An 18,645-nucleotide genomic window follows, 5' to 3' on the forward strand; every position below is an offset into this window, starting at 1 on the left:
AGCCGGGGGCCGGGAGGGCAGCTGCGACGCGCGGGAATCCGGTCGGCGCGGACGCACCGGGCCCGGCGCGGTGCCGGCGTGGCGTCGGCCGGGCCGGCGGTTTGCGGCCCCGTCCGCGGAGCAGGAGACGGGGCGATGGCGTGGGCCGAGAGGGGAGAGCATGGCAGGCGACCGCGCGGCGGGAGCGGGCGAGCGTTATCTGCCGATCGCCGACCACGGGCTGATCGGGGACCTGCGGACGGCCGCCCTGGTGGGGACCGACGGGCGGATCAACTGGTTCTGCGCCCCGCGCTTCGACTCACCCAGCGTGTTCGGGGCGCTGCTCGACGCCGAGGACGGCGGCTACTGGCACCTCAGCCCGGTGGGCGCCGTCACCCGGCGGCAGCAGTACTACTTCCCCGACACCAACATCCTGATCACCCGGATGCTGACCGAGAGCGGCATCGTCGAGATCCAGGACTTCATGCCGGTACTGGCGGCAGGTGACCGGAACCATCGGCAGCGGCTGGTGCGGCGGGTGGTGAGCGTTCGGGGCGGCACGCGCCTGCGGACCGTCGTCGCACCGCGGATGAACTACGGCCGGGACGCGCACCGGGTCGAACACCAGCCGCACGGGGTGCGCTTCACGAGCGCGGCGATGACCCTGTCGCTGCAGGCCGGGACGACGCTGGAGATCAGCGGCCGGGACGCGGTCGGGACGTTCGACCTCGCCGAGAGCCGGTCGGTGCTGTTCGTGCTGGAATCCGCGGAGACGGTCGGCGGGGAGCCCGCGGTGGACCTGCTGGACGCGCCGGCGGCGGAGGAACTGTTCCGGTCCACCGCTCGGTTCTGGCGGCAGTGGCTGAGCCGGTCCACCTATACGGGACGCTGGCGCGAGATGGTGCACCGGTCGGCGCTGACCCTCAAACTGCTCACCCATGAGCCCAGCGGGGCGATCGTGGCGGCACCGACGCTCGGGCTTCCCGAGCAGCTCGGCGGCGAACGCAACTGGGACTACCGCTACGTCTGGATACGCGACGCCGCCTTCTCGCTGCACGCCCTGCTCCGTCTCGGGTTCACCCAAGAGGCCGGGGCCTTCATCGGCTGGCTGACCCGGTGCCTGCGCGGAGCCCGGGGCGGTGCGGGCGGACCGCTGCGGGTGCTGTACTCCATCGACGGCGACGCCGGCCTTCCGGAGCACGTACTGCACCACTGGGAGGGCTATCAGGGCTCCGGTCCGGTACGGGTGGGGAACGGCGCGGCCGAACAACTCCAGCTGGACATCTACGGGGAACTCATCGATTCGGTCTATCTCTTCGACAAATACGGCCCGGGCATATCGCACGACAGCTGGATGGATCTGTGCGCGATCCTGGAATGGCTGCTGGAGCACTGGGACGTTCCCGACGCGGGTATCTGGGAGACCCGCGCGGGAGCGCAACGCCACACCTATTCACGGCTGATGTGCTGGGTGGCCGTCGAGCGCATGATCCGGATGGCGCGGCGGCGCGGGCTGCCGGGGGACCTCGTACGCTGGATGTCCGTACGCGACCGGATCTACCACCAGATCATGGAACAGGGCTGGAACGAACAGGACGGGACATTCGCCCAACGCCTCAGCGACGAACCGGGGCAGCCGCCGGAAAGCATCCTCGACGCGTCGGTCCTCATGATGCCGATGGTGAAATTCCTCTCCCCCGAAGACCCGCGTTTCCGTGCCACCGTAAAGGCCATAGGTGAAAACCTCGTCACGGACAGCCTCGTCCACCGCTATGACCCGAAGCAGTCGCCGGACGGCCTGGACGGCACCGAGGGGACCTTCTCCCTGTGCTCTTTCTGGTGGGTGGAGGCGCTGGCCCGCACCGGCCGCACGGAGGAAGCACGGCTGGCCCTGGAGAAGATGTTCACGTACGCCAACCACCTCGGTCTGTACGCGGAGCAGATAGGCATGACGGGCGAACACCTGGGGAATTTCCCGCAGGCGCTCACCCATCTCGCCCTGATCAGCGCCGCCACGCACCTGGACGCCCTCATGGGCTGAGCCGGCGGGCGACCGGCTGTCCCCGCCCCCCGGGGAAAGAAAAGCGGAAGATCCCCCACAGGGCCGCTACCAGGAATGACGTCCGGGATACCGGGCAGGCGGACCGGTGACGAACCGTACGGGACCGAAAGGAAAGCGAACCATGGCTGAGTTCCTCACCGACATCGAAACCATTCGGAAGCGGGCACGCCAGGAGATCGAAAAGGGCCCGATCACGGATGCATACGGTGCGGATCTGGAGCGCGTTCTGCAGGTGCTCAATGAGGCGCTGGCCACGGAAATCGTGTGCACCCTGCGGTACAAGCGCCATTACTACACGGCGTCCGGCCTCTATTCGGAACCGGTCGCCGCGGAGTTCCTGGAACACGCCGCGGAAGAGCAGGAGCACGCCGACAAGCTGGCGCAGCGCATCGTGCAGCTCGGCGGGGAACCCGACTTCGATCCGGACACCCTGACGAAGCGTTCGCACGCGCAGTACGACGCCAGCGCCGATCTGATCGACATGATCAAGGAGGACCTGGTGGCGGAGCGCATCGCCATCGCCTCCTACACGGAGATCGCGAAGTGGCTGGGCGACGGTGACCCGACCACCCGCCGCGTCTTCGAGGACCTCCTCGCGCAGGAGGAGGAGCACGCGGACGACATGCGGGGACTGCTGGAGCGGCTCCCGCACGACACCAAGAGCTGAGGGACACCGATACGCGGCCCGGGAGGTGGGGCCGGCCTGCGGGGCCGGCCCCACCTCCCGGGCCGTGTGCGGCGCGCGGTCCGCGGTTGATGCGCGGTGAGCGGGCCGGTCAGCGTTCGGTGAGCATGCCGGCGCGGAGCTTGGCGAGGGTGCGGCTGAGCAGGCGGGAGACGTGCATCTGGGAGACGCCGAGTTCCGCGCCGATCTGCGACTGCGTCATCTCCTGCCCGTAGCGCAGCTCGATCAGCTGGCGTTCCCGCTCGCCGAGCTTGCGCAGCAGGGGCGCCAGGGTGTGCAGGTCCTCGACCGTTTCCATGCCCGGATCGTCCTCCCCCAGTACGTCGGCGAGGGCGCGGCCCTGGTCGGAGGGGTCGGGGTCGGTGGGGGTGTCCAGCGAGCCGGCGGTGTAGCCGTTGGCCGCGACGATGCCCTCGATGACCTCGTCCTCCGACAGATTCAGGTGGGCGGCGAGTTCACGGACGGTGGGGTCGCGGTCGAGCTCGATGTGCAGCTGCTCCTTGGCCTTCGCCAGCTCGCTGCGCAGCTCCTGGAGGCGCCGGGGCACATGCACGGCCCATCCGGTGTCCCGGAAGAAGCGCTTGATCTCCCCGAGGATGTAGGGAACGGCGAAGGTGGAGAACTCCACCTCGCGGGTGAGGTCGAAGCGGTCGATGGCCTTGATCAGGCCGATGGTGCCGACCTGGACGATGTCCTCCATGTCGTCGCCGCGGTTGCGGTAGCGACGGGCCACGTAGCGGACCATCGACATGTTCATCTCGATGAGCGTATTGCGCGCGTACTGGTACGCGTGGGTGCCCTCTTCGAGGTCCCGCAGCCGGTCGAAGAACTGCTTCGACAGCTCACGCGCATCGGCCGGCGCCACCGCGCTGGGGCACCGTACTTCTGGCAGCTCTGTCGGTGCTGCGGCCTGCGGTGCGGTCACGGTGTCGGTCACGACGGTGGTCATCACGCCTCCCTGCGCGCCCGACCCACGCGGGCGCGACAGCGCGCGCTTACCCCGTACCGGCACGGTCATGCCGGCATGTTGATCAAAAATTTTCGGGCGCGCGCCCGCGGTGTCAGCGCAGCTGGAGGACGACGGTGATGGCCTTGCCCTGGCTGGTGGGCGTGATGTCGATGGCGGTGGCGAGCTGACACACCATCGGCCAGCCGTAACCACCGATGTCGCCGGGGCTGTTGCGTGACGTGTTGGCCGGGTGGTGCGGGCTCGGGTCCTCGACGCGGATCTCCAGCCGGTTCCCCGTGATGCGTGCGACGAAAGCGGTCACACCGCCGGCGTGGCGCCGGGCATTGGTGACCAATTCCGAGGTGATCAGCAGCGCATCGATCAGCATCACCTCGTCGAGCGGCTCGGGATGAGCGTGCAGGAGGTCATGGACGCGATTCCGCGCCTCGGCCGCAGTAGCAGGTATCTCCGCCGCTTGTGTCACCGTTTCCCACCTCCCCTTGCGGATCGATCGTTGGCTTCAACACTTCGACTACCCGACATCTCCGGGACTTTGCACGGCGATTCCCGCTTCGCTCTCCCCGCCCCACGGTCCCCCTCCGCCCCGCTGCCGCGGCCCTGCGCGATTCCGGCCAGCCGCTCGCCGACCGCTGTCCGCCGACGGAGGTGCGGAACGAGACGCCGGGGGTGGCTTGATACCACGAAACGGCCCGTGCGCGGTCGCAAGGGGCGTGCCGGGCGCGGGCTTTCCGTATCGCTCCGGTCCCGCCGCCCTTATCGGTACGCGGTCGCCCCCGCCTACTGACGTCGGGGTAGTGGCCGGAAGTTCCGGGCCTTCGGCCGAACCGACGGTACCGGAAACCGCCATGGCACAAACGGTCCGAATGCCCCCTTGTCCGGGAAAGCCTTTTACGGGAATGCAAGACATTGAACCCGCAACGTCCCGTTCCGTCCCGGGCGTCCGGAATACACCTTCCTGCGGCCCCTTGCCCCCCGTAGATTCCTTCGCGAGGCACATGCCTCGGGTACATGCACACTCAACCTTTCGCGTGGCTTCGAGAAGTCACAAAGTCAGGAGGAGAAGTGGCAAGTCGCAAGGTCATCGCTGCTGTGGTATCCGCATCGACGCTGCTGGGCATGGGACTGCTGACCGCCGGCAACGCACAGGCAGCGACGCCCTCAACGTTCCGGCCGGACGTGCGCTACACGTTCCAGAATGTCGGAAGCGACCGGAACCTCGACGCCTACGGTAATGACACCGTCAAGGCGTGGTCGGCCGACGCGTCGGGAACGCAGGACTTCTATCTGAGAGCCGGCCGATTCCAGGGTTACCAGCTGGAGAGCGCGCACCACGCCGGCCGGTGCGTCACCGCCAAGGGCATCGGTCAGGCGGTGACGCTGGAGAACTGCAACACCGCGATACAGGCCCAGTACTGGGATTACGCGAACCGGGACGAGGGCTCGGCATTCATCAGCCGTAAGTTCTCCCGCGGCTGCGTGGCCGACGAAGGCGAGTTCAACACGGTGGCGCTCATGCCGTGCACCGGATCCGACGACCAGCGGTGGATTCCGCTGATCGGCTGAGAACGCCCTGAGGGGGTGGCGGGCCCTGCGAGCCCCGGCCCGGCCCGCCACCCCTGACCGGCCGCCCCGAGAAGCCGTCGGCGCCGAACTCCGCTGCGGAGGCGGCGAGATGGCCGGGTGCCCATCGTGTGAAGAGCGCGCGATCAATGTGTCTACGATGCAGCCATGCTGGCCTATGTCCCCGCGATTCTCTTCTTCGCCCTTTTCAGCCTCGGCGTGCTGCGCGACCGCCGCAGGTTCGGCAACGCCATCCATCTGGGGCTCGCCGTCACCTTCGCGTTGCTCGCCCTGATCGGCAAACTCGGCCGGTCGCACGCCTTGTTGGGAGACATCGCGGTCATCGCGCTCCTGGCACTGCCGACGGTGGGAACCCTCGTTCTCGCCTGTTTCCTGATCGCCAACGGCGTGAAAATGGTACGCAAGGAAGGCAGGCGCCCCGCCAATCTGCTGTCGCTGCTGGCCGGGCTCGGCATCCTCGCGGTCCTCGGACTGCTGATCGCCGCGGTGGTCCTGCGTTCGCGCACCCTGCTCGTGGTCGGGGGGACGGCCGTCGGCCTGGTCGGCTATGTCTCGTTCCTCTTCCTGTGTTTCGTGGGGTACGCCTTCCTCTACGGACGGCTGCCGGTCCGCCGCGACGCCGACTACGTGGTCGTCCTGGGCTCCGGGCTGATCGGCGGGACCAAGGTGCCGCCGCTGCTGGCCAGCCGGCTGGAGCGGGGCCGCGCGGTGTACGAGCGGATGGCCGCCCGCGGCACCGCGCCGCTGCTGCTGACCTCCGGCGGGCAGGGGCCCGACGAGCAGCTCCCGGAGTCCCACGCGATGGCGGACTACCTCATCGAGCGGGGGTTCCCCGCGGACCGGATCGTACGGGAGGACCGCTCCCGGACCACCGAGGAGAACCTCCGCTACAGCCGGGCGATCATGGAAGCGGCGAAGCCGGACTACCGGTGCGTGGTGGTCACGAACAACTACCACGCCTTCCGGGCCGCCCTGATGGCCCGGAAGACCGAGGTCCGGGGGCACGTCGTGGGCTCCCCCACCGCCGCGTACTTCTGGCCCAGCGCGACGATCCGGGAATTCGCCGCGGTGTTCCTGGCCCACAAGGTGGTCAACCTCGGCGTCTGCCTGCTGCTGGTGCTGGGCGGTTTCGTCACCTGGTGGAACCGCTGACCGAGGCGCTCTCCCGGGGCGCGGTCCGGTGGCACCGGCCCCGGCCCGCGCCCCTGGCCCGCGCGCTACCCCCGGGACTCCTTGAGTTCGATCTCGACGAACGCCAGCCGGCCGGCTCCGGCGTTGACCACTTCGTGCTCGGCCCCGGCCGGGCGCGCGTACGACTCGCCCGCCCGCAGCTCCGATTCGGACACTTCTCCCCCGGGCGTGCGGACGCTGATCCGGCCGTCGGTCACCGGCACCACGACGTAGTCGTACGCGTGCACATGGCGGCCGGTGCCGGTCCCCGGCTCGAAGTCCCAGCGGGTGACCCGCACCCGCTCGTCCTCGTGCTGCACGGTCGCCCGGGCCTTCGTCGTCATCGTCTGCTCCTCGCCGTACGGTCGCCGGTGCGGGCGACCTCGTGGGACGGGCCGGCGGCCCGTCTTCCTTCCGCCGGCCATCATCGCCGGTGGCCGAAGCTGGAGCATGTGTTCGTCGAGCTGTAAACAATGGAACACAAGAACACTCAAAATAGGTAAACCACAGCAGTCGGACGCAACGTGCTCTAGCGTTCAGCTCCAACACGGGGGCGGTTGTGCGCCGGGGGGCCCGACCGCGCCGGAATGAGGGGACGACCAAGTGGGGGGCCATGGGGTTGTTCGAAGCTGCCGCATCACGGGGGTTCTCATCGCCCTCCGCGACGGCAGAACTCGATCGTCGTACGTCGCAACCGCACAGGGAAGGCAGACACAGAACCGCCGCACGGCGGCTCTTATACGGGGTACTGCTCGCAGATCTGCTCGGCATACTCGCGCCGGTCGGCGCCGTCTGTGCCGCGGCGGGACAGCCGCAGCCCTTGCTCGTCGCGGCCCTGGCAGGCACTTCCTGGCTTGTCGTGAGCGCGGCAAAGAATCGTTACAGCAGGGATGAACTCGGCGCCAGCGGGGCCGTGATGCCGGTCGTACGGGACTGGCTGACCATGCTCGGGGGGCTGGCCGTCATCTGCGTCGTGGCACGGATCGAGGTCGCCACCGCGGTCTGTGTGCTCGCGCTGGTGCCCTGTCTGACGCTGACCGTGCTCCGCCGCAAGCTCGTGCACCGCTATGTGCTGGCCGTGCGGCGCCGCGCACAGGCGCTGCGCCGGGTGCTGATCGTCGGGGAGGCCGGCGCCGTCGACGTGGTGCTGGCGGAGCTGGCGCACCGCACCGACCACGAGTACGTCGTCGTCGGCAGCTGCCTCATAGGGGATGAGGCCATCGACGCGGCGGTTCCGGTGCCCGCGCGGCTCGCCTCCGACGGCGACGCGCTCGAAGGGGAGCGCGACGGGGAGACCGTGCTGCGGTGTGCGGCCGAGCTCGATGCCGATCTGGTCTTCGTGGCGCCCGGCCGCCGGATGTCCGCCGCGCGGGTGCGCCGGCTGGCCTGGGCCGTGCACGACGAGGGGCGGGATCTGGCCATACTTCCGGGACTGCTCGACGTGTCCCGGCACCGCGTCCGCCTCGCCAAGGCGGCGGGCCTGACGGTGCTGCACATCGCCCCGGCGGCCCGGCGGGGGCTTCCGGTGCTGCTGAAGGAGGCCACCGACCGGGTGGGGGCGCTGCTTCTGCTGGTGCTGCTCGCCCCGGTCTTCGTGCTGGTGGCGGCGGCGATCAGGCTCACCTCCGCCGGTCCGGTGTTCTACTGGCAGACCCGGGTCGGCCGGGACCTGATGCCGTTCCGGATGTGGAAGTTCCGCACGATGGTCGTCAGCGCCGACCGGATGCGGGCCGAACTGGAGGCGGCGAACGAGCACGACGGGGCGATGTTCAAGATCCGGCACGATCCCCGGGTGACCCGGGCGGGCCGGGTGCTGCGCCGCTTCTCCCTCGACGAACTGCCCCAGCTGTTCAACGTGCTGGCCGGGCACATGTCGCTGGTCGGGCCGCGGCCGCCGCTGCCCGAGGAGGTCGAGCGATACGACGGCACGGAGCTGCGCAGGCTGGCCGTCAAACCGGGGCTGACCGGGTTGTGGCAGGTCAGCGGGCGGTCCGATCTCTCGTGGGACGAGACCGTGGCGCTGGACCTGAGCTACGTGGACAACTGGTCCTACGCCCGCGACATCGATGTGCTGGTCCGTACCCTGCGCGCGGTGGTGGACGGGCGCGGTGCGTACTGAGCGGAGCCGGGCCCGGGGTGCGGGCGGCGGCGCCTCGACGAGGGGCGGCCGCCCGCACTCCGCGGGCCCTGCGGCGGCGTCAGGCCGGTGCGGGCTGCGACCGCCACGCCCGGTAGGTCTGCGCGATGCCCTCGGCCAGCGGGATGGTCGGTGCCCAGCCCAGGGCGCGCATCGCGGTGATGTCGAGGAGCTTGCGCGGGGTGCCGTCGGGGCGGGACCGGTCGAAGGAGATCCGGCCCTCGTAGCCCACGGCGGCGGCCACGCAGGAGGCGAGCTCGGCGATGGTCAGGTCCTCACCGCAGCCCACGTTGACCGGGTCGTCGCCGTCGTGGCGGCGCAGCAGCACCTCGCAGGCCGCGGCCAGGTCGTCGACGTGCAGGAACTCGCGGCGCGGGGTCCCGGTACCCCAGAGGGTGAGATCGGTCAGGCCGTTCTCCTTCGCCTCGTGGAACCGGCGGATCAGCGCCGGCAGGACGTGCGAGGTCTCCAGGTCGAAGTTGTCGCCGGGGCCGTAGAGGTTGGTCGGCATGGCGGAGACGAAGGAGCTGCCGTACTGCCGGCGGTAGGAGCGGATCTGCACCAGGCCGGCGATCTTGGCTATCGCGTACGCCTCGTTGGTGGGCTCCAGCGGCCCGCTGAGCAGGGCGTCCTCCGTGATGGGCTGGGGGGCGTGCCGGGGGTAGATGCAGCTCGACCCGAGGAACAGCAGCCGTCGCACGCCTGCCTGGTGCGCGCCGGCGATGACGCTGAGCTGGATGCTCAGGTTGTCCTCCAGGAACTGCACCGGGCTGGTGCTGTTGGCCATGATTCCGCCGACCTTGGCGGCCGCCAGGACGACCGCGTCCGGGTGGGTCTTGCGCAAGTAGGCGGCGGTGGCTTCGGCGTCCCGCAGTTCGAGTTCGGCGCGCGTCCGGGTCAGCACGTCGTAGCCCCGGGCGGACAGCCGCCGGGCCACGGCGGAGCCGACCAGGCCGCGGTGGCCGGCGACGAAGACGCGGGCGGGTGGTGGCAGCAAGTCATCCATGTGCCGGATTGTGACAGCGAACCCGTTACGCCCACCGGCTATTTCCGGAAATATCTGTCGCTCTTCGCTCTCGACCCTCGATCACCGAGCGGGTAGCGTCCACGCCCCGCGCCCCGTCTGTCCACGGTACGTGGGGAATTGACCGTTCAATCCCGAAGCACCATCACTTCTCATGGGGGGAAGCCATGCCCAAAACCGCCGTGATCACCGGCATCACCGGCCAGGACGGTTCGTATCTGGCGGAGTTGCTGCTGAGCAAGGGCTATGAAGTGCACGGCCTGATGAGACGCTCGTCGAGCTTCAACACCGAGCGGATAGACCACATCTACCAGGACCCGCACACCCCCGACCGGCGGCTGCTGCTGCACCACGTCGACCTGTCGGACGGGGTGGCGCTGGTGAATCTGCTGCGCGACGTGCAGCCCGACGAGGTCTACAACCTCGGTGCCCAGTCCCATGTCCGGGTCTCCTTCGACGCGCCGCTCTACACGGGCGACGTGACCGGCCTGGGCGCGGTGCGGCTGCTGGAGGCGATCCGCGCCAGCGGCATCCGGACCCGGCTCTACCAGGCGTCGTCGTCGGAGATGTTCGGTGCCACCCCGCCGCCGCAGAACGAGGGCACGCCGTTCCACCCGCGCAGCCCGTACGGCTGCGCCAAGGTCATGGCGTACTGGTCGACGGTCAACTACCGCGAGGCGTACGGGCTGTTCGGCGTCAACGGCATCCTCTTCAACCACGAGAGCCCGCGGCGCGGCGAGACCTTCGTGACCCGCAAGATCACCCGCGCGGTGGCCCGCATACAGGCGGGCCTGCAGGAACACCTCTACCTCGGCAACCTCGACGCCGTCCGCGACTGGGGCTACGCACCGGAGTACGTGGAGGCCATGTGGCTGATGCTGCAGCGGGACGAGCCGGACGACTACGTGGTGGCGACCGGGGTGGCCGCCACCGTACGGGACTTCCTGCAGGCCGCTTTCGAGACGGTCGGTCTGGACTGGGAGCGCAGTGTGCGCTTCGACCCGAAGTACGAGCGGCCCAGCGAGGTGGACGCGCTGATCGGTGATGCGTCCAAGGCCAGGAACCTGCTGGACTGGTCGGCGAAGGTGCAGTTCGACGAACTGGCGCGGATCATGGTCGAGTCGGACGTCCGGCAGCTGGAGGACGAGCTCTCCGGTCACCGGGTGCGGGTGGACCGATGAGCCGTTCCGCCGTTCCTTCGGTCCCTTCCGCTCCGTCCGCCGTCCCGGCCCGGCGGCTGCGCGGCTTCACCGGCGCCGGCTACGACAAGGGCCGCGGGCTGCTGACCCAGGTCGCCTGGTTCGCCGTGCTGAACGTGGTCTTCGTGAAGTGGTGGTGCCCGCCGCGGCTGCGGCCCGCGCTGCTGCGCGCCTTCGGCGCCCGGGTCGGGGACCGGGTGCTGATCCGGCACCGGGTGCGGGTGCAGTGGCCGTGGAAGCTGACGATCGGCGACGACGTCTGGGTCGGCGAGGACGCCTGGCTGATCACTCTGGAACCGATCAGCATCGCCAGTGACGTCTGCGTGTCCCAGGGCGCGGTGCTGTGCACCGGAAGCCATCAACGCCGTTCGCCCACCTTCGAGTTCGACAACGGGCCGATCCGGCTGGAGCCGGGGGCGTGGGTGGCCGCCCGTGCCATGGTGCTGCGCGGGGTGACCGTCGGTGCGGGCGCGGTGGTCGGCGCGGGCGCGGTGGCCCACCGGGACGTCCCCCCGGGGACCGTGCACACCACCGGGGGCACGCGATGAGGATCACCCATGTGGTCACCCTGGTCAGCGACGACGGGGCGTACGGCGGTCCGGTGAGCGTGGCGACCGGGCAGCTGGGGGAGCTGGCCGCGCGGGGCCACGACGTCGAGCTGGTCTCGCTGTGGCGGGGGCGACGCGCCGCCCCGCGCGCCGTGGACGGGGTGCCGCTGCGCGCCCGGCGCGCCCGCACGTTCGTCCCGGGGCAGGGGTTCCTCGGCCTGTTCCATCCCGGGCTGCCGTGGCTGCTGTGGCGCCGGACGGGCCGGGCCGACGTCCTTCACCTGCACGCCGGACGGGATCTGGTCTCGCTGGCCGCGCTCGCGGTCGCGGTGCTGCGCCGCCGGCCGTTCCTGGTGCAGACGCACGGCATGGTCCAGCCCCGCCGCGGCGCCGTCGCCCGGGTCTTCGACCGGGTCTACGTCCCGCTGCTGCGCCGGGCGGCCGCCGCGCTGGTGCTGACCGACGAGGAGGAGGCCGGGCTGCGGCGGGTGCTGGGGCCGCGCGGCCCACGGCTGGTCCGGCTCAACAACGGGGTGCGCGGCCGGGCGGCGGAGGCGGAGCGGGGGACGGCCGATGTGCTCTTCCTCGCCCGGCTGCAGGCCCGTAAGCGGCCCGAGGCGTTCGTGCGGATGGCGGCGCTGGTGCACCGCAAACGGCCCGATGCGGCGTTCGCCGTGCACGGTTCGGACGAGGGGCGGCTGGCGGAGGTGCGGCGGCTGATCGCCGAGGAGGGGCTCGGCGAGGTGGTGACGTACGGCGGTGCCCTGGAGCACGACGCGGCGCTGCGCCGGACCGCGCGGGCCACCGTGTACGTACTGCCCAGCGTCGACGAGCCGTTCCCGATGAGCGTGCTGGAGTCACTGGCGGTGGGCACACCGGTGGTCTGCACGGACAGCTGCGGGATCGCCGGCACGCTCCGGCGCCGGGAGGCCGCCGTGGTGACCGACGGTTCCCCGGAGCAGCTGGCCGACGCGGTGCTGCGGCTCCTGGAGGACGACGCGTTGCGCGAGCGGGTGGCGCGGGCCGGCCGGGCGGCCGTCGACGCGGAGTTCTCCCTCACGGCCGTGGCCGACCGGCTGGAGGAGTACTACCGGTCCGTCACGGGAGCCTGGTGAGGAGGGCGGCGGGGGTCCGGCCCCGCCGCCCGGTCCTACCGGCCGGCCGTGGCGCGACGGAGCAGTCCGGTGATCCGCTCCAGGCCCGCCCGGCTGCTGAGCCGTTCCTCGACGTAGTGCGGGCCGCGGGCGCCGAGCCGGGCGGCCCGCGCGGGGTCGTCGGCCAGCGCGCGCACCTCCGCCAGCAGCCCCTTCGGGTCCTCCGGCGCGATCACCGTCCCGGCGCCCGAGCGCAGCACCTCCTGGGCGGTGCCTCCCTCCGCGGCCACCGAGGCGATCACCGGCCGTCCCGTCATGAAGTACGAGGTCAGCTTGGACGGCAGGCTCATGTCGAGCACGGTGGCCTTCTGGGTCACCGCGAGGACGTCCGCGGCGGCGAGCACGTCGGGGAATTCGTCGGCGCCCGCCGGCGGCAGGAAGGACAGCGAGGAGACACCGGCGGCGAGCCGCTGCAGGTGCGCGCGCTGGTTGCCGTCGCCCATGAGCACGATCCGTACGGACGCGGCCTCCTGGTCGGCGAGCCTGGCGGCCTCGACGAGGACCTCCAGCCCCTGCTTGAGGCCCATGTTCCCGGCGTGCAGCAGCACCGTCTCCCCGGGCTGCCAGCCCAGCCGGGCCCGGGTACGCTCCCGGTCGCCGCTCGGGCCCTGCACATGCGTCCAGTTGGGCACCACGTGCACCCGGGACCGGGGCACCCCCATCGCCGCGACCCGGTCCACGAACGACTCGTGCACCACCCCGACGACCGCGGCGCCGCGCAGGATTCTGCCCTCGACCGCCGCGGCCAGGGCGGCGGCCCGGCCACCGCCCCGGATGCCGCTCTGTTCGGCGGCCGCGCCCATCAGGTCCTGGACGACCACGACGTGCGGGGCACCGGCCCGACGGGCCAGCCGGCCGCCCAGCACTCCCCCGGCCAGGGTGGGCATCTGGGTGAGGACCACGTCGGGCCGGATGCGCGGGGGCGCCAGGGCGCCGTGCGCGAGGATGCTCGCCTCGAACAGCGCGCGGTGCGCGGCGGTCTGGCGCGGCGGGACGGTGTGCCGCCGACGGTGCACGGTCACCCCGCCGCGACGCTCCCGCAGCCGCCACCGGCCGCGGTAGCCCTGCGCCACCTCCCACGCCGGGTAGTGCGGCATGCCCGCGAGCACATGTGTGTCGGCGCCCGACGCGGCGAGGTGTTCGGCTATCTGCGTCGAGTACGGCCCTATGCCGGTGTGTTCGGGTGCGTAGTTGGTCGAGACCACGAGCACACACCGGCCGGCGAACGAGTCTTCCACGGCTGCCCCCTCTGGCTGTGCCGTCATCGTAGAAGCGGCTCGGCCCGGAGAACTGTGAATTGGGTTGCGATTGTGTCCCGAAGACGACCTTGTTATCGGATGTCCCTTAGATTGTGCTCTCCGATGGGGAGTTGGGGTCTGGGGGGAGGTGGGCCGATGGTGCCCGGACGGCGGTCGCGGACCGCTCCGCCCGCGCGTGCGGTCGCCGCGCTGTGCTGCTGGGTGCTGGTGCTGGTGGTGCTTCTGCCGTTGCTGGTGCTGCGGTCGCTGGACGCCCGCTTCGGCGCGGCGCTCGCCGTCCAGTGCGTGGTGGTGGTGCACACCGGCGCGGCGCTGGCCCGGGTGCTGACGGGTGTCCGGGCGCGGTTGATCGCGTTCGGCTTCTGGCTCTTCTCGTACGTGTGGCTGGGCCTCGCGCCGCTGGCCATGCTCGCGACGGACGCCTACCCGCGCGGCTTCCTCGTCGACGCGGACGCCGCCTTTGTGACAACTGTCCTGGTGGAGACGGGTCTTGTGGCCTACAGCGCGGGGTCGGCGCTGGCGTCGTGGCGGTCGTCCCGCTCCTCCGTCGTCCTCGAACCGCTGCTGGCGCGGCGGCTGGCGCCCGGGCGGGTGCTGTTGCTGTGCGGCGTGGCGCTGCTGCTGGCCGTGGTGCTGATCCCCGGTCAGGGCGGGCTCTCGGCGTTCTTCCTCAGCCGGCAGGCCGCCAACGAGGCGGCGGCGCAGGCCGAGCCGTCGGGGTCGGCGGGCCGGGCGATGGCGGCGTGGCTGCTGTCGGTGCCGGCGTTCTGGGCGCTGGTGGCGCTGGTGCACGTGCCGCGGTTCAAGGAGGGCGACCGGGTCCTGCGCGGTTTGCGGTGGCTGCTGCTGCCGCTGCTGCTCGCGGTGAACGTGGTCGTCAACAATCCCATCAGCCAGCCGCGTTTCTGGGCCGGGACGGTGGTGCTGGCGGTGGTGTTCGGGGCGTCGTGGCTGCGGGGGCCGCGGGCGTTCCGCATCGGTGCGGCGGGCGTGGCGGCCGTGGTGCTGGTGGTCTTCCCGTACAGCGACTACTTCCGCTACGACAAGCGGGAGCCGGTGCGCGTCGTGTCGCTCGCCGAGCAGTTCACCTCCAACGGCGACTACGACGCGTTCCAGCAGATGGAGACGGGCGTGGACTACGTCCGTAGGCATGGTTTCACCCCGTCGGCGGCGCTGGGGCCGCCGCTGTTCTTCGTGCCGCGGACGGCGTGGCCGGGCAAGCCGGACGACGCCGGGATCCTGCTCGCCCGGCACGCGGGCTACACCTTCTCGAACCTCTCCGCGCCGCTGTGGATCGAGTCGTACATGTGGGCAGGCTTCCCGTCGGTGCTCGCCGTCTTCGGTCTGATCGGCGCGGTGGGGCGGCGCATCGACGACCTCCGGCACCGGCTGCGGCGGCGTCCGGGCACGCTCGCGGCGCTGCTGGTACCGGCGTTCGGCTTCTACCAGCTGGTGCTGCTGCGCGGCAGCCTCATGGCGATCGTCGGCCCGCTCGCGCTGCTGGTGTGCGTCCCGCTGCTGATCACCCGTAAGTCCCGGCGTCCGTCGGCGCCGTCGGTGCAGGAGTCCGGGTACGCGCCGGAGCGCGCGGCCTCCTCGCCCATACCCACAGAAGGAGCACGTACGTGAGCGTCTTCGACGAGCCCGTGGAGGAGCCGGACCAGATCCGCGATCAGCTGCGCCAGCTCTTCCGCTACCGGGCCTTCATCGTGCTCGGGCTGGTGCTGGGCATGCTCGGCGGCGCCGCCGTGTCACTGCTGGGGGGCTCCACCTACACCGCCACCGGCGAGGTCGTGGTGCACGCGATCAGCACCGCGCCCTTCCAGGCCGGCGGCGTCTCGGTGGACAAGCAGATCAGCATGGGCACCGAGCGGCAGATCGCGCAGAGCGCCTCGGTGGCGGCGGGCGCGGCCAAGGCGCTCGGCGAGCGGACCGCCCCGGCCGTCCTCCAGCGGGACCTGCGGGTGAGCAATCCGCCCGAGACCCAGACGCTGATGTTCGAGTACAGCGCGGACTCCCCGGAGCGGGCGGCCGCGCTGGTCAACGCCTTCGTGCACGCGTACCTCGACTACCGGGAGAACGCGGCGAGCCACCGGATCGACACGACGGTCAGCAAGCTCAGCGCCGAGCTGAAGCCCCTGCTGGACCAGCGCAAGGTGCTGGACGAGCGGATCGCGGGGGCGAACGCCGGCTCGGGGAAGACCTCCGACCAGTCCGAGCGCGGCAACCTGGTGACCGAGATCGCGGATCTGCAGGGGCGGATCTCCAGCCTGAAGTCCCTCGACACCACGCCCGGCGACATCGTCCGCAAGGGCGACCCGCCGGCCTTCCCGTCCAGCCCCGGACTGGCGATGCTGCTGCTCACCGGTGCGGTGGCCGGTCTGGCCCTGGGCATCCTGGCGGCCTGGGTCCGCTCGGTGCTGGAGCCGCGGGTCCGGTCGGTGGCGGACGTGCAGGACAATCTGCGCGCGCCGGTGCTGGGCATCCTGCCGCGGCGGCGGGGCGGTGAGCGGCTGCTGGAGGTCGGCAGGTCCGGTCACGGCAACCGCGCGGAGGCGTACCGCACGATCGCCTTCCGGCTGGTGCACGACCGGCGGTTCGCCGGCCGGGGCAGCCTGCTGATCGTCGCGCCGCGGGAGAACGCGGACGCCGTGTCGGTGGCGGTCAACCTCGCCGGGGCGTTCGCCGAGATCGGCAACGACATCCTGCTGGTCGAGGCGAATCTGCGGACGCCCGAGCTCGCCCAGCGGCTCCCGCTGCATCCGGGGCACGGGCGGCCGGTGCCGGGCAGCTGGGCGGAGGGCGAGCGGCTCGCGGTGGACGCGGGCGTCGACGGGCGCTTCGACCTGCTGCCGGGCCGGGAGGTCCCCAACCCCGCCCGTGCTCTGACCTCGCCGCAGTTCGCCCGGCTGCTGAACGCGCCGTCGGGCCCCGACGAGCACGTGGTGGTGGTCACCGGGCCGCTGCTCACGCACGCGGACGGGCTGGCGGTGGCCAAGCAGGCGGCGGGGGTGGTGGTGGTCTGCGACCTCAACGAGGTGCGCCGGGACGACCTGGACCGGGTGTGGGAGCTGATCACCGGGGCGGGCGGGCACATCCTCGGGGCGGTGCTGGACAAGGGCAGCCGGGGGCGGTCGCTGCGCGGGCTCACGGACAGCGGTCCGACGGCCCGCAAGCGGGGCCGCGGCCGCCGGGCGCGGGGTTCCGTGGTGGTGCCGCCGGCCAGATCAGGCCCGCCGCCGCCCTCCGGCGCGGGCCCGGCGGCCGGAGCGCCCGTCGGCACTGACGCGCCCTCGCTGCGCGGGTGACGGCCATCCGCCCGGCGGGTCCCGGGGGCGGGCCGCCCGTGCCGGCGCCCGCCCGGGCCGTGGACGGCGGGCACGGCGTCGCCACGACCGCGCGCGGCAGTCTGTTCGCGCTGGCCGGCTCGGCCGCGAACGCGCTCTTCGGGTTCGCCCTGGTCGCCGTGGTCACCCACGGGCTGGGGGCCCGCGGGGCGGGTGCGGTCTTCACCGGCGTCGCCGCCTTCACCATCGTCAGCAACGCCCTGAAGCTGGGCGCCGATACCGCCCTGGTCCGGTTCGTCTCGCGGGACCTGGAGCACACCGGTGGCGCCGGGGTGCCGGGGCTGTTGCGGACCGCCGTCCTGCCGACGCTGCTGACGAGCGCCGCCGGGGCGGCCGTGGTGCTGTTCTCCCCCGGTCTCGCCGGCCGGCTGCTGCCGGACCTGGCGACCGGGCAGGCGGTGGCGCTGCTGCGGCTGTTCGCGGTGTTCCTGCCGGTGACGACGGTCGCGCTGGTGCTGCTCGGCGCGACCCGGGGGTACGGCTCGGTGGTGCCGTTCGTGGGCGTGGAGCAGATCGGGAAGCCGGTGCTGCGGGTCCTGCTCGCGGTGCCGCTGGTGCTGCTCGTGCCGACGGTGACGGCGCTGTCCGCGGCATGGCTGGTACCGGGCGTGCTGGGGGCGGTGGCGGCGTGCGTGTCGCTGCGCAGGTCCCTGCGCAGGCACCCCGGCACCGGCCGACCGCCGTCGCAGGCACGGGAGTTCTGGGCGTTCGCGGGTCCGCGGGCGGTGTCCTCGGTCTTCGACATCACCGCCGTGTGGCTCGGGGTGATCCTGCTTTCGGTGCTGGGTACCAGCGCCGAGGCGGGGGTCTACACGGCGATCGGGCGGCTGATCACCGCCGGGACGCTGCTCCAGCTGGCCGTCCGGCTGGCGGTGGCCCCGCAGATCAGCCGGCTGACGGCGGGCGGCGACCCGCACCGGGCGCACCATCTGCACCGGTTGTCGACACGCTGGATCGCCCTCTTCTCCTGGCCGGTGTTCGTGCTCCTGGCGGCCTTTCCGCACACCGTGCTGTCGCTGTTCGGCGCGGGGTTCGCCGGTGGTGCGCCGGGACTGGTGGCGCTGGCCGTGGCCTGTCTGGTCAACGTCGGCGTGGGCAACGCGCAGACGGTGATCCTGATGGCCGGGCGGAGCGTGTGGAACCTCGTGGTGGCCGGCGTGGCGTTCGCGGTCCAACTGGGCAGCGGAATATGGCTGGTTCCGCGCTACGGAGTGCTGGGGGCGGCGGTCTCCTGGGGGCTGGCGATCGTCGTGGACAACGGTGCCTCGGCCTGGCTGGCCCGCCGTCGGCTGGGATTCCGGACCGTGGACCGCGGCTATCTGCTGGCCGCGCTGCTCGGCATCGGGGTGGTGGCGCCCGTCGCGTTCGTTATGCGGACGCTATTCGGCGACGGCGTTCCGGGTGCTCTCTTGGGAATGGTTTTGTCAATTGGGGCTTTCGGCGCGCTCGTCTGGCGCTATCGTTTGCCGCTGGGGGTAGGGGAGTTCTTCGGGGTGTTGCGCAAGCGCGGTTCGGAAAACTCTCGATGAA

The 18,645-nt window shown here is 71.5% G+C and carries 16 protein-coding genes; 11 read left to right on the forward strand and 5 right to left on the reverse strand.

Annotated features, from left to right (window positions below; genetic code table 11):
- Nucleotides 1–160: 160 nt before the first annotated feature.
- Nucleotides 161–2,020 (forward strand): glycoside hydrolase family 15 protein, encoded by a 1,860-nt coding sequence (locus tag SL103_RS19500; RefSeq protein WP_069570257.1) that lies wholly within the window; start codon nucleotides 161–163, stop codon nucleotides 2,018–2,020.
- Between the two features lie 142 nt (nucleotides 2,021–2,162).
- Nucleotides 2,163–2,708, forward strand: coding sequence for a ferritin-like domain-containing protein (locus SL103_RS19505; RefSeq protein ID WP_069570258.1), 546 nt, complete (start codon nucleotides 2,163–2,165; stop codon nucleotides 2,706–2,708).
- 109 nt (nucleotides 2,709–2,817) lie between these two features.
- Here SL103_RS19505 and SL103_RS19510 read toward each other — a convergent pair whose 3' ends face one another.
- Nucleotides 2,818–3,675 carry an RNA polymerase sigma factor SigF gene (locus SL103_RS19510; RefSeq protein WP_069570259.1) on the reverse strand — a complete coding sequence of 286 codons (858 nt, stop codon included), beginning with the start codon at nucleotides 3,673–3,675 and terminating at the stop codon, nucleotides 2,818–2,820.
- Between the two features lie 112 nt (nucleotides 3,676–3,787).
- Nucleotides 3,788–4,159: an ATP-binding protein gene (locus SL103_RS19515; RefSeq protein WP_107424562.1), complete on the reverse strand. Its 372-nt coding sequence runs from the start codon at nucleotides 4,157–4,159 to the stop codon at nucleotides 3,788–3,790.
- A gap of 599 nt (nucleotides 4,160–4,758) precedes the next feature.
- On the opposite strand from SL103_RS19515, the gene SL103_RS19520 reads away from it, so the two are divergent.
- Complete coding sequence (locus SL103_RS19520; protein WP_164492867.1) at nucleotides 4,759–5,259, forward strand: RICIN domain-containing protein; 501 nt, start codon at nucleotides 4,759–4,761, stop codon at nucleotides 5,257–5,259.
- Nucleotides 5,260–5,424: 165 nt separating this feature from the next.
- Nucleotides 5,425–6,429: a YdcF family protein gene (locus SL103_RS19525; protein ID WP_069570262.1), complete on the forward strand. Its 1,005-nt coding sequence runs from the start codon at nucleotides 5,425–5,427 to the stop codon at nucleotides 6,427–6,429.
- 65 nt (nucleotides 6,430–6,494) lie between these two features.
- On the opposite strand, the gene SL103_RS19530 is transcribed toward SL103_RS19525, so the two are convergent.
- A complete protein-coding gene (locus tag SL103_RS19530; protein ID WP_069570263.1) occupies nucleotides 6,495–6,791 on the reverse strand; it encodes a cupin domain-containing protein in 297 nt (98 codons plus the stop codon).
- A 269-nt stretch (nucleotides 6,792–7,060) separates the two neighbouring features.
- Here SL103_RS19530 and SL103_RS19535 point away from each other — a divergent pair, with 269 nt between their 5' ends.
- Nucleotides 7,061–8,566, forward strand: a complete 1,506-nt coding sequence (locus SL103_RS19535) for a sugar transferase (RefSeq protein WP_099055437.1) — start codon at nucleotides 7,061–7,063, stop codon at nucleotides 8,564–8,566.
- Nucleotides 8,567–8,645: 79 nt separating this feature from the next.
- Here SL103_RS19535 and SL103_RS19540 read toward each other — a convergent pair whose 3' ends face one another.
- Nucleotides 8,646–9,590: a GDP-L-fucose synthase family protein gene (locus SL103_RS19540; RefSeq protein WP_069570264.1), complete on the reverse strand. Its 945-nt coding sequence runs from the start codon at nucleotides 9,588–9,590 to the stop codon at nucleotides 8,646–8,648.
- Between the two features lie 185 nt (nucleotides 9,591–9,775).
- Here SL103_RS19540 and gmd point away from each other — a divergent pair, with 185 nt between their 5' ends.
- The 3 genes from gmd to SL103_RS19555 are packed head-to-tail and all read left to right on the forward strand — an operon-like array spanning nucleotide 9,776 to nucleotide 12,470.
- Nucleotides 9,776–10,789 carry a GDP-mannose 4,6-dehydratase gene (gene gmd / locus SL103_RS19545; protein WP_069570265.1) on the forward strand — a complete coding sequence of 338 codons (1,014 nt, stop codon included), beginning with the start codon at nucleotides 9,776–9,778 and terminating at the stop codon, nucleotides 10,787–10,789.
- Nucleotides 10,786–11,355 carry an acetyltransferase gene (locus SL103_RS19550; RefSeq protein ID WP_069570266.1) on the forward strand — a complete coding sequence of 190 codons (570 nt, stop codon included), beginning with the start codon at nucleotides 10,786–10,788 and terminating at the stop codon, nucleotides 11,353–11,355. Before gmd ends, SL103_RS19550 begins: the two co-directional genes overlap by 4 nt.
- Nucleotides 11,352–12,470 carry a glycosyltransferase gene (locus SL103_RS19555; protein ID WP_069570267.1) on the forward strand — a complete coding sequence of 373 codons (1,119 nt, stop codon included), beginning with the start codon at nucleotides 11,352–11,354 and terminating at the stop codon, nucleotides 12,468–12,470. Before SL103_RS19550 ends, SL103_RS19555 begins: the two co-directional genes overlap by 4 nt.
- Nucleotides 12,471–12,505: 35 nt before the next feature.
- Here SL103_RS19555 and SL103_RS19560 read toward each other — a convergent pair whose 3' ends face one another.
- The gene (locus SL103_RS19560) at nucleotides 12,506–13,774 is read right to left on the reverse strand and encodes a glycosyltransferase (protein ID WP_079145860.1); all 1,269 of its coding nucleotides are present in this window, start codon (nucleotides 13,772–13,774) and stop codon (nucleotides 12,506–12,508) included.
- A 129-nt stretch (nucleotides 13,775–13,903) separates the two neighbouring features.
- Between SL103_RS19560 and SL103_RS19565 the strand changes: the two genes are divergently transcribed.
- From SL103_RS19565 to SL103_RS19575, 3 genes are read left to right on the forward strand one after another with little or no spacing between them, the layout of a single operon-like run.
- Nucleotides 13,904–15,397 carry a hypothetical protein gene (locus SL103_RS19565; RefSeq protein ID WP_069570268.1) on the forward strand — a complete coding sequence of 498 codons (1,494 nt, stop codon included), beginning with the start codon at nucleotides 13,904–13,906 and terminating at the stop codon, nucleotides 15,395–15,397.
- On the forward strand, nucleotides 15,394–17,076 hold the full coding sequence (locus SL103_RS19570) for a polysaccharide biosynthesis tyrosine autokinase (RefSeq protein ID WP_069570269.1): 1,683 nt from the start codon (nucleotides 15,394–15,396) through the stop codon (nucleotides 17,074–17,076). Before SL103_RS19565 ends, SL103_RS19570 begins: the two co-directional genes overlap by 4 nt.
- 38 nt (nucleotides 17,077–17,114) lie before the next feature.
- Nucleotides 17,115–18,644 (forward strand): oligosaccharide flippase family protein, encoded by a 1,530-nt coding sequence (locus SL103_RS19575; RefSeq protein ID WP_069573932.1) that lies wholly within the window; start codon nucleotides 17,115–17,117, stop codon nucleotides 18,642–18,644.
- Nucleotide 18,645 lies beyond the last annotated feature (1 nt).

This window comes from Streptomyces lydicus, from assembly GCF_001729485.1.
GTDB lineage: Bacteria > Actinomycetota > Actinomycetes > Streptomycetales > Streptomycetaceae > Streptomyces > Streptomyces lydicus_D.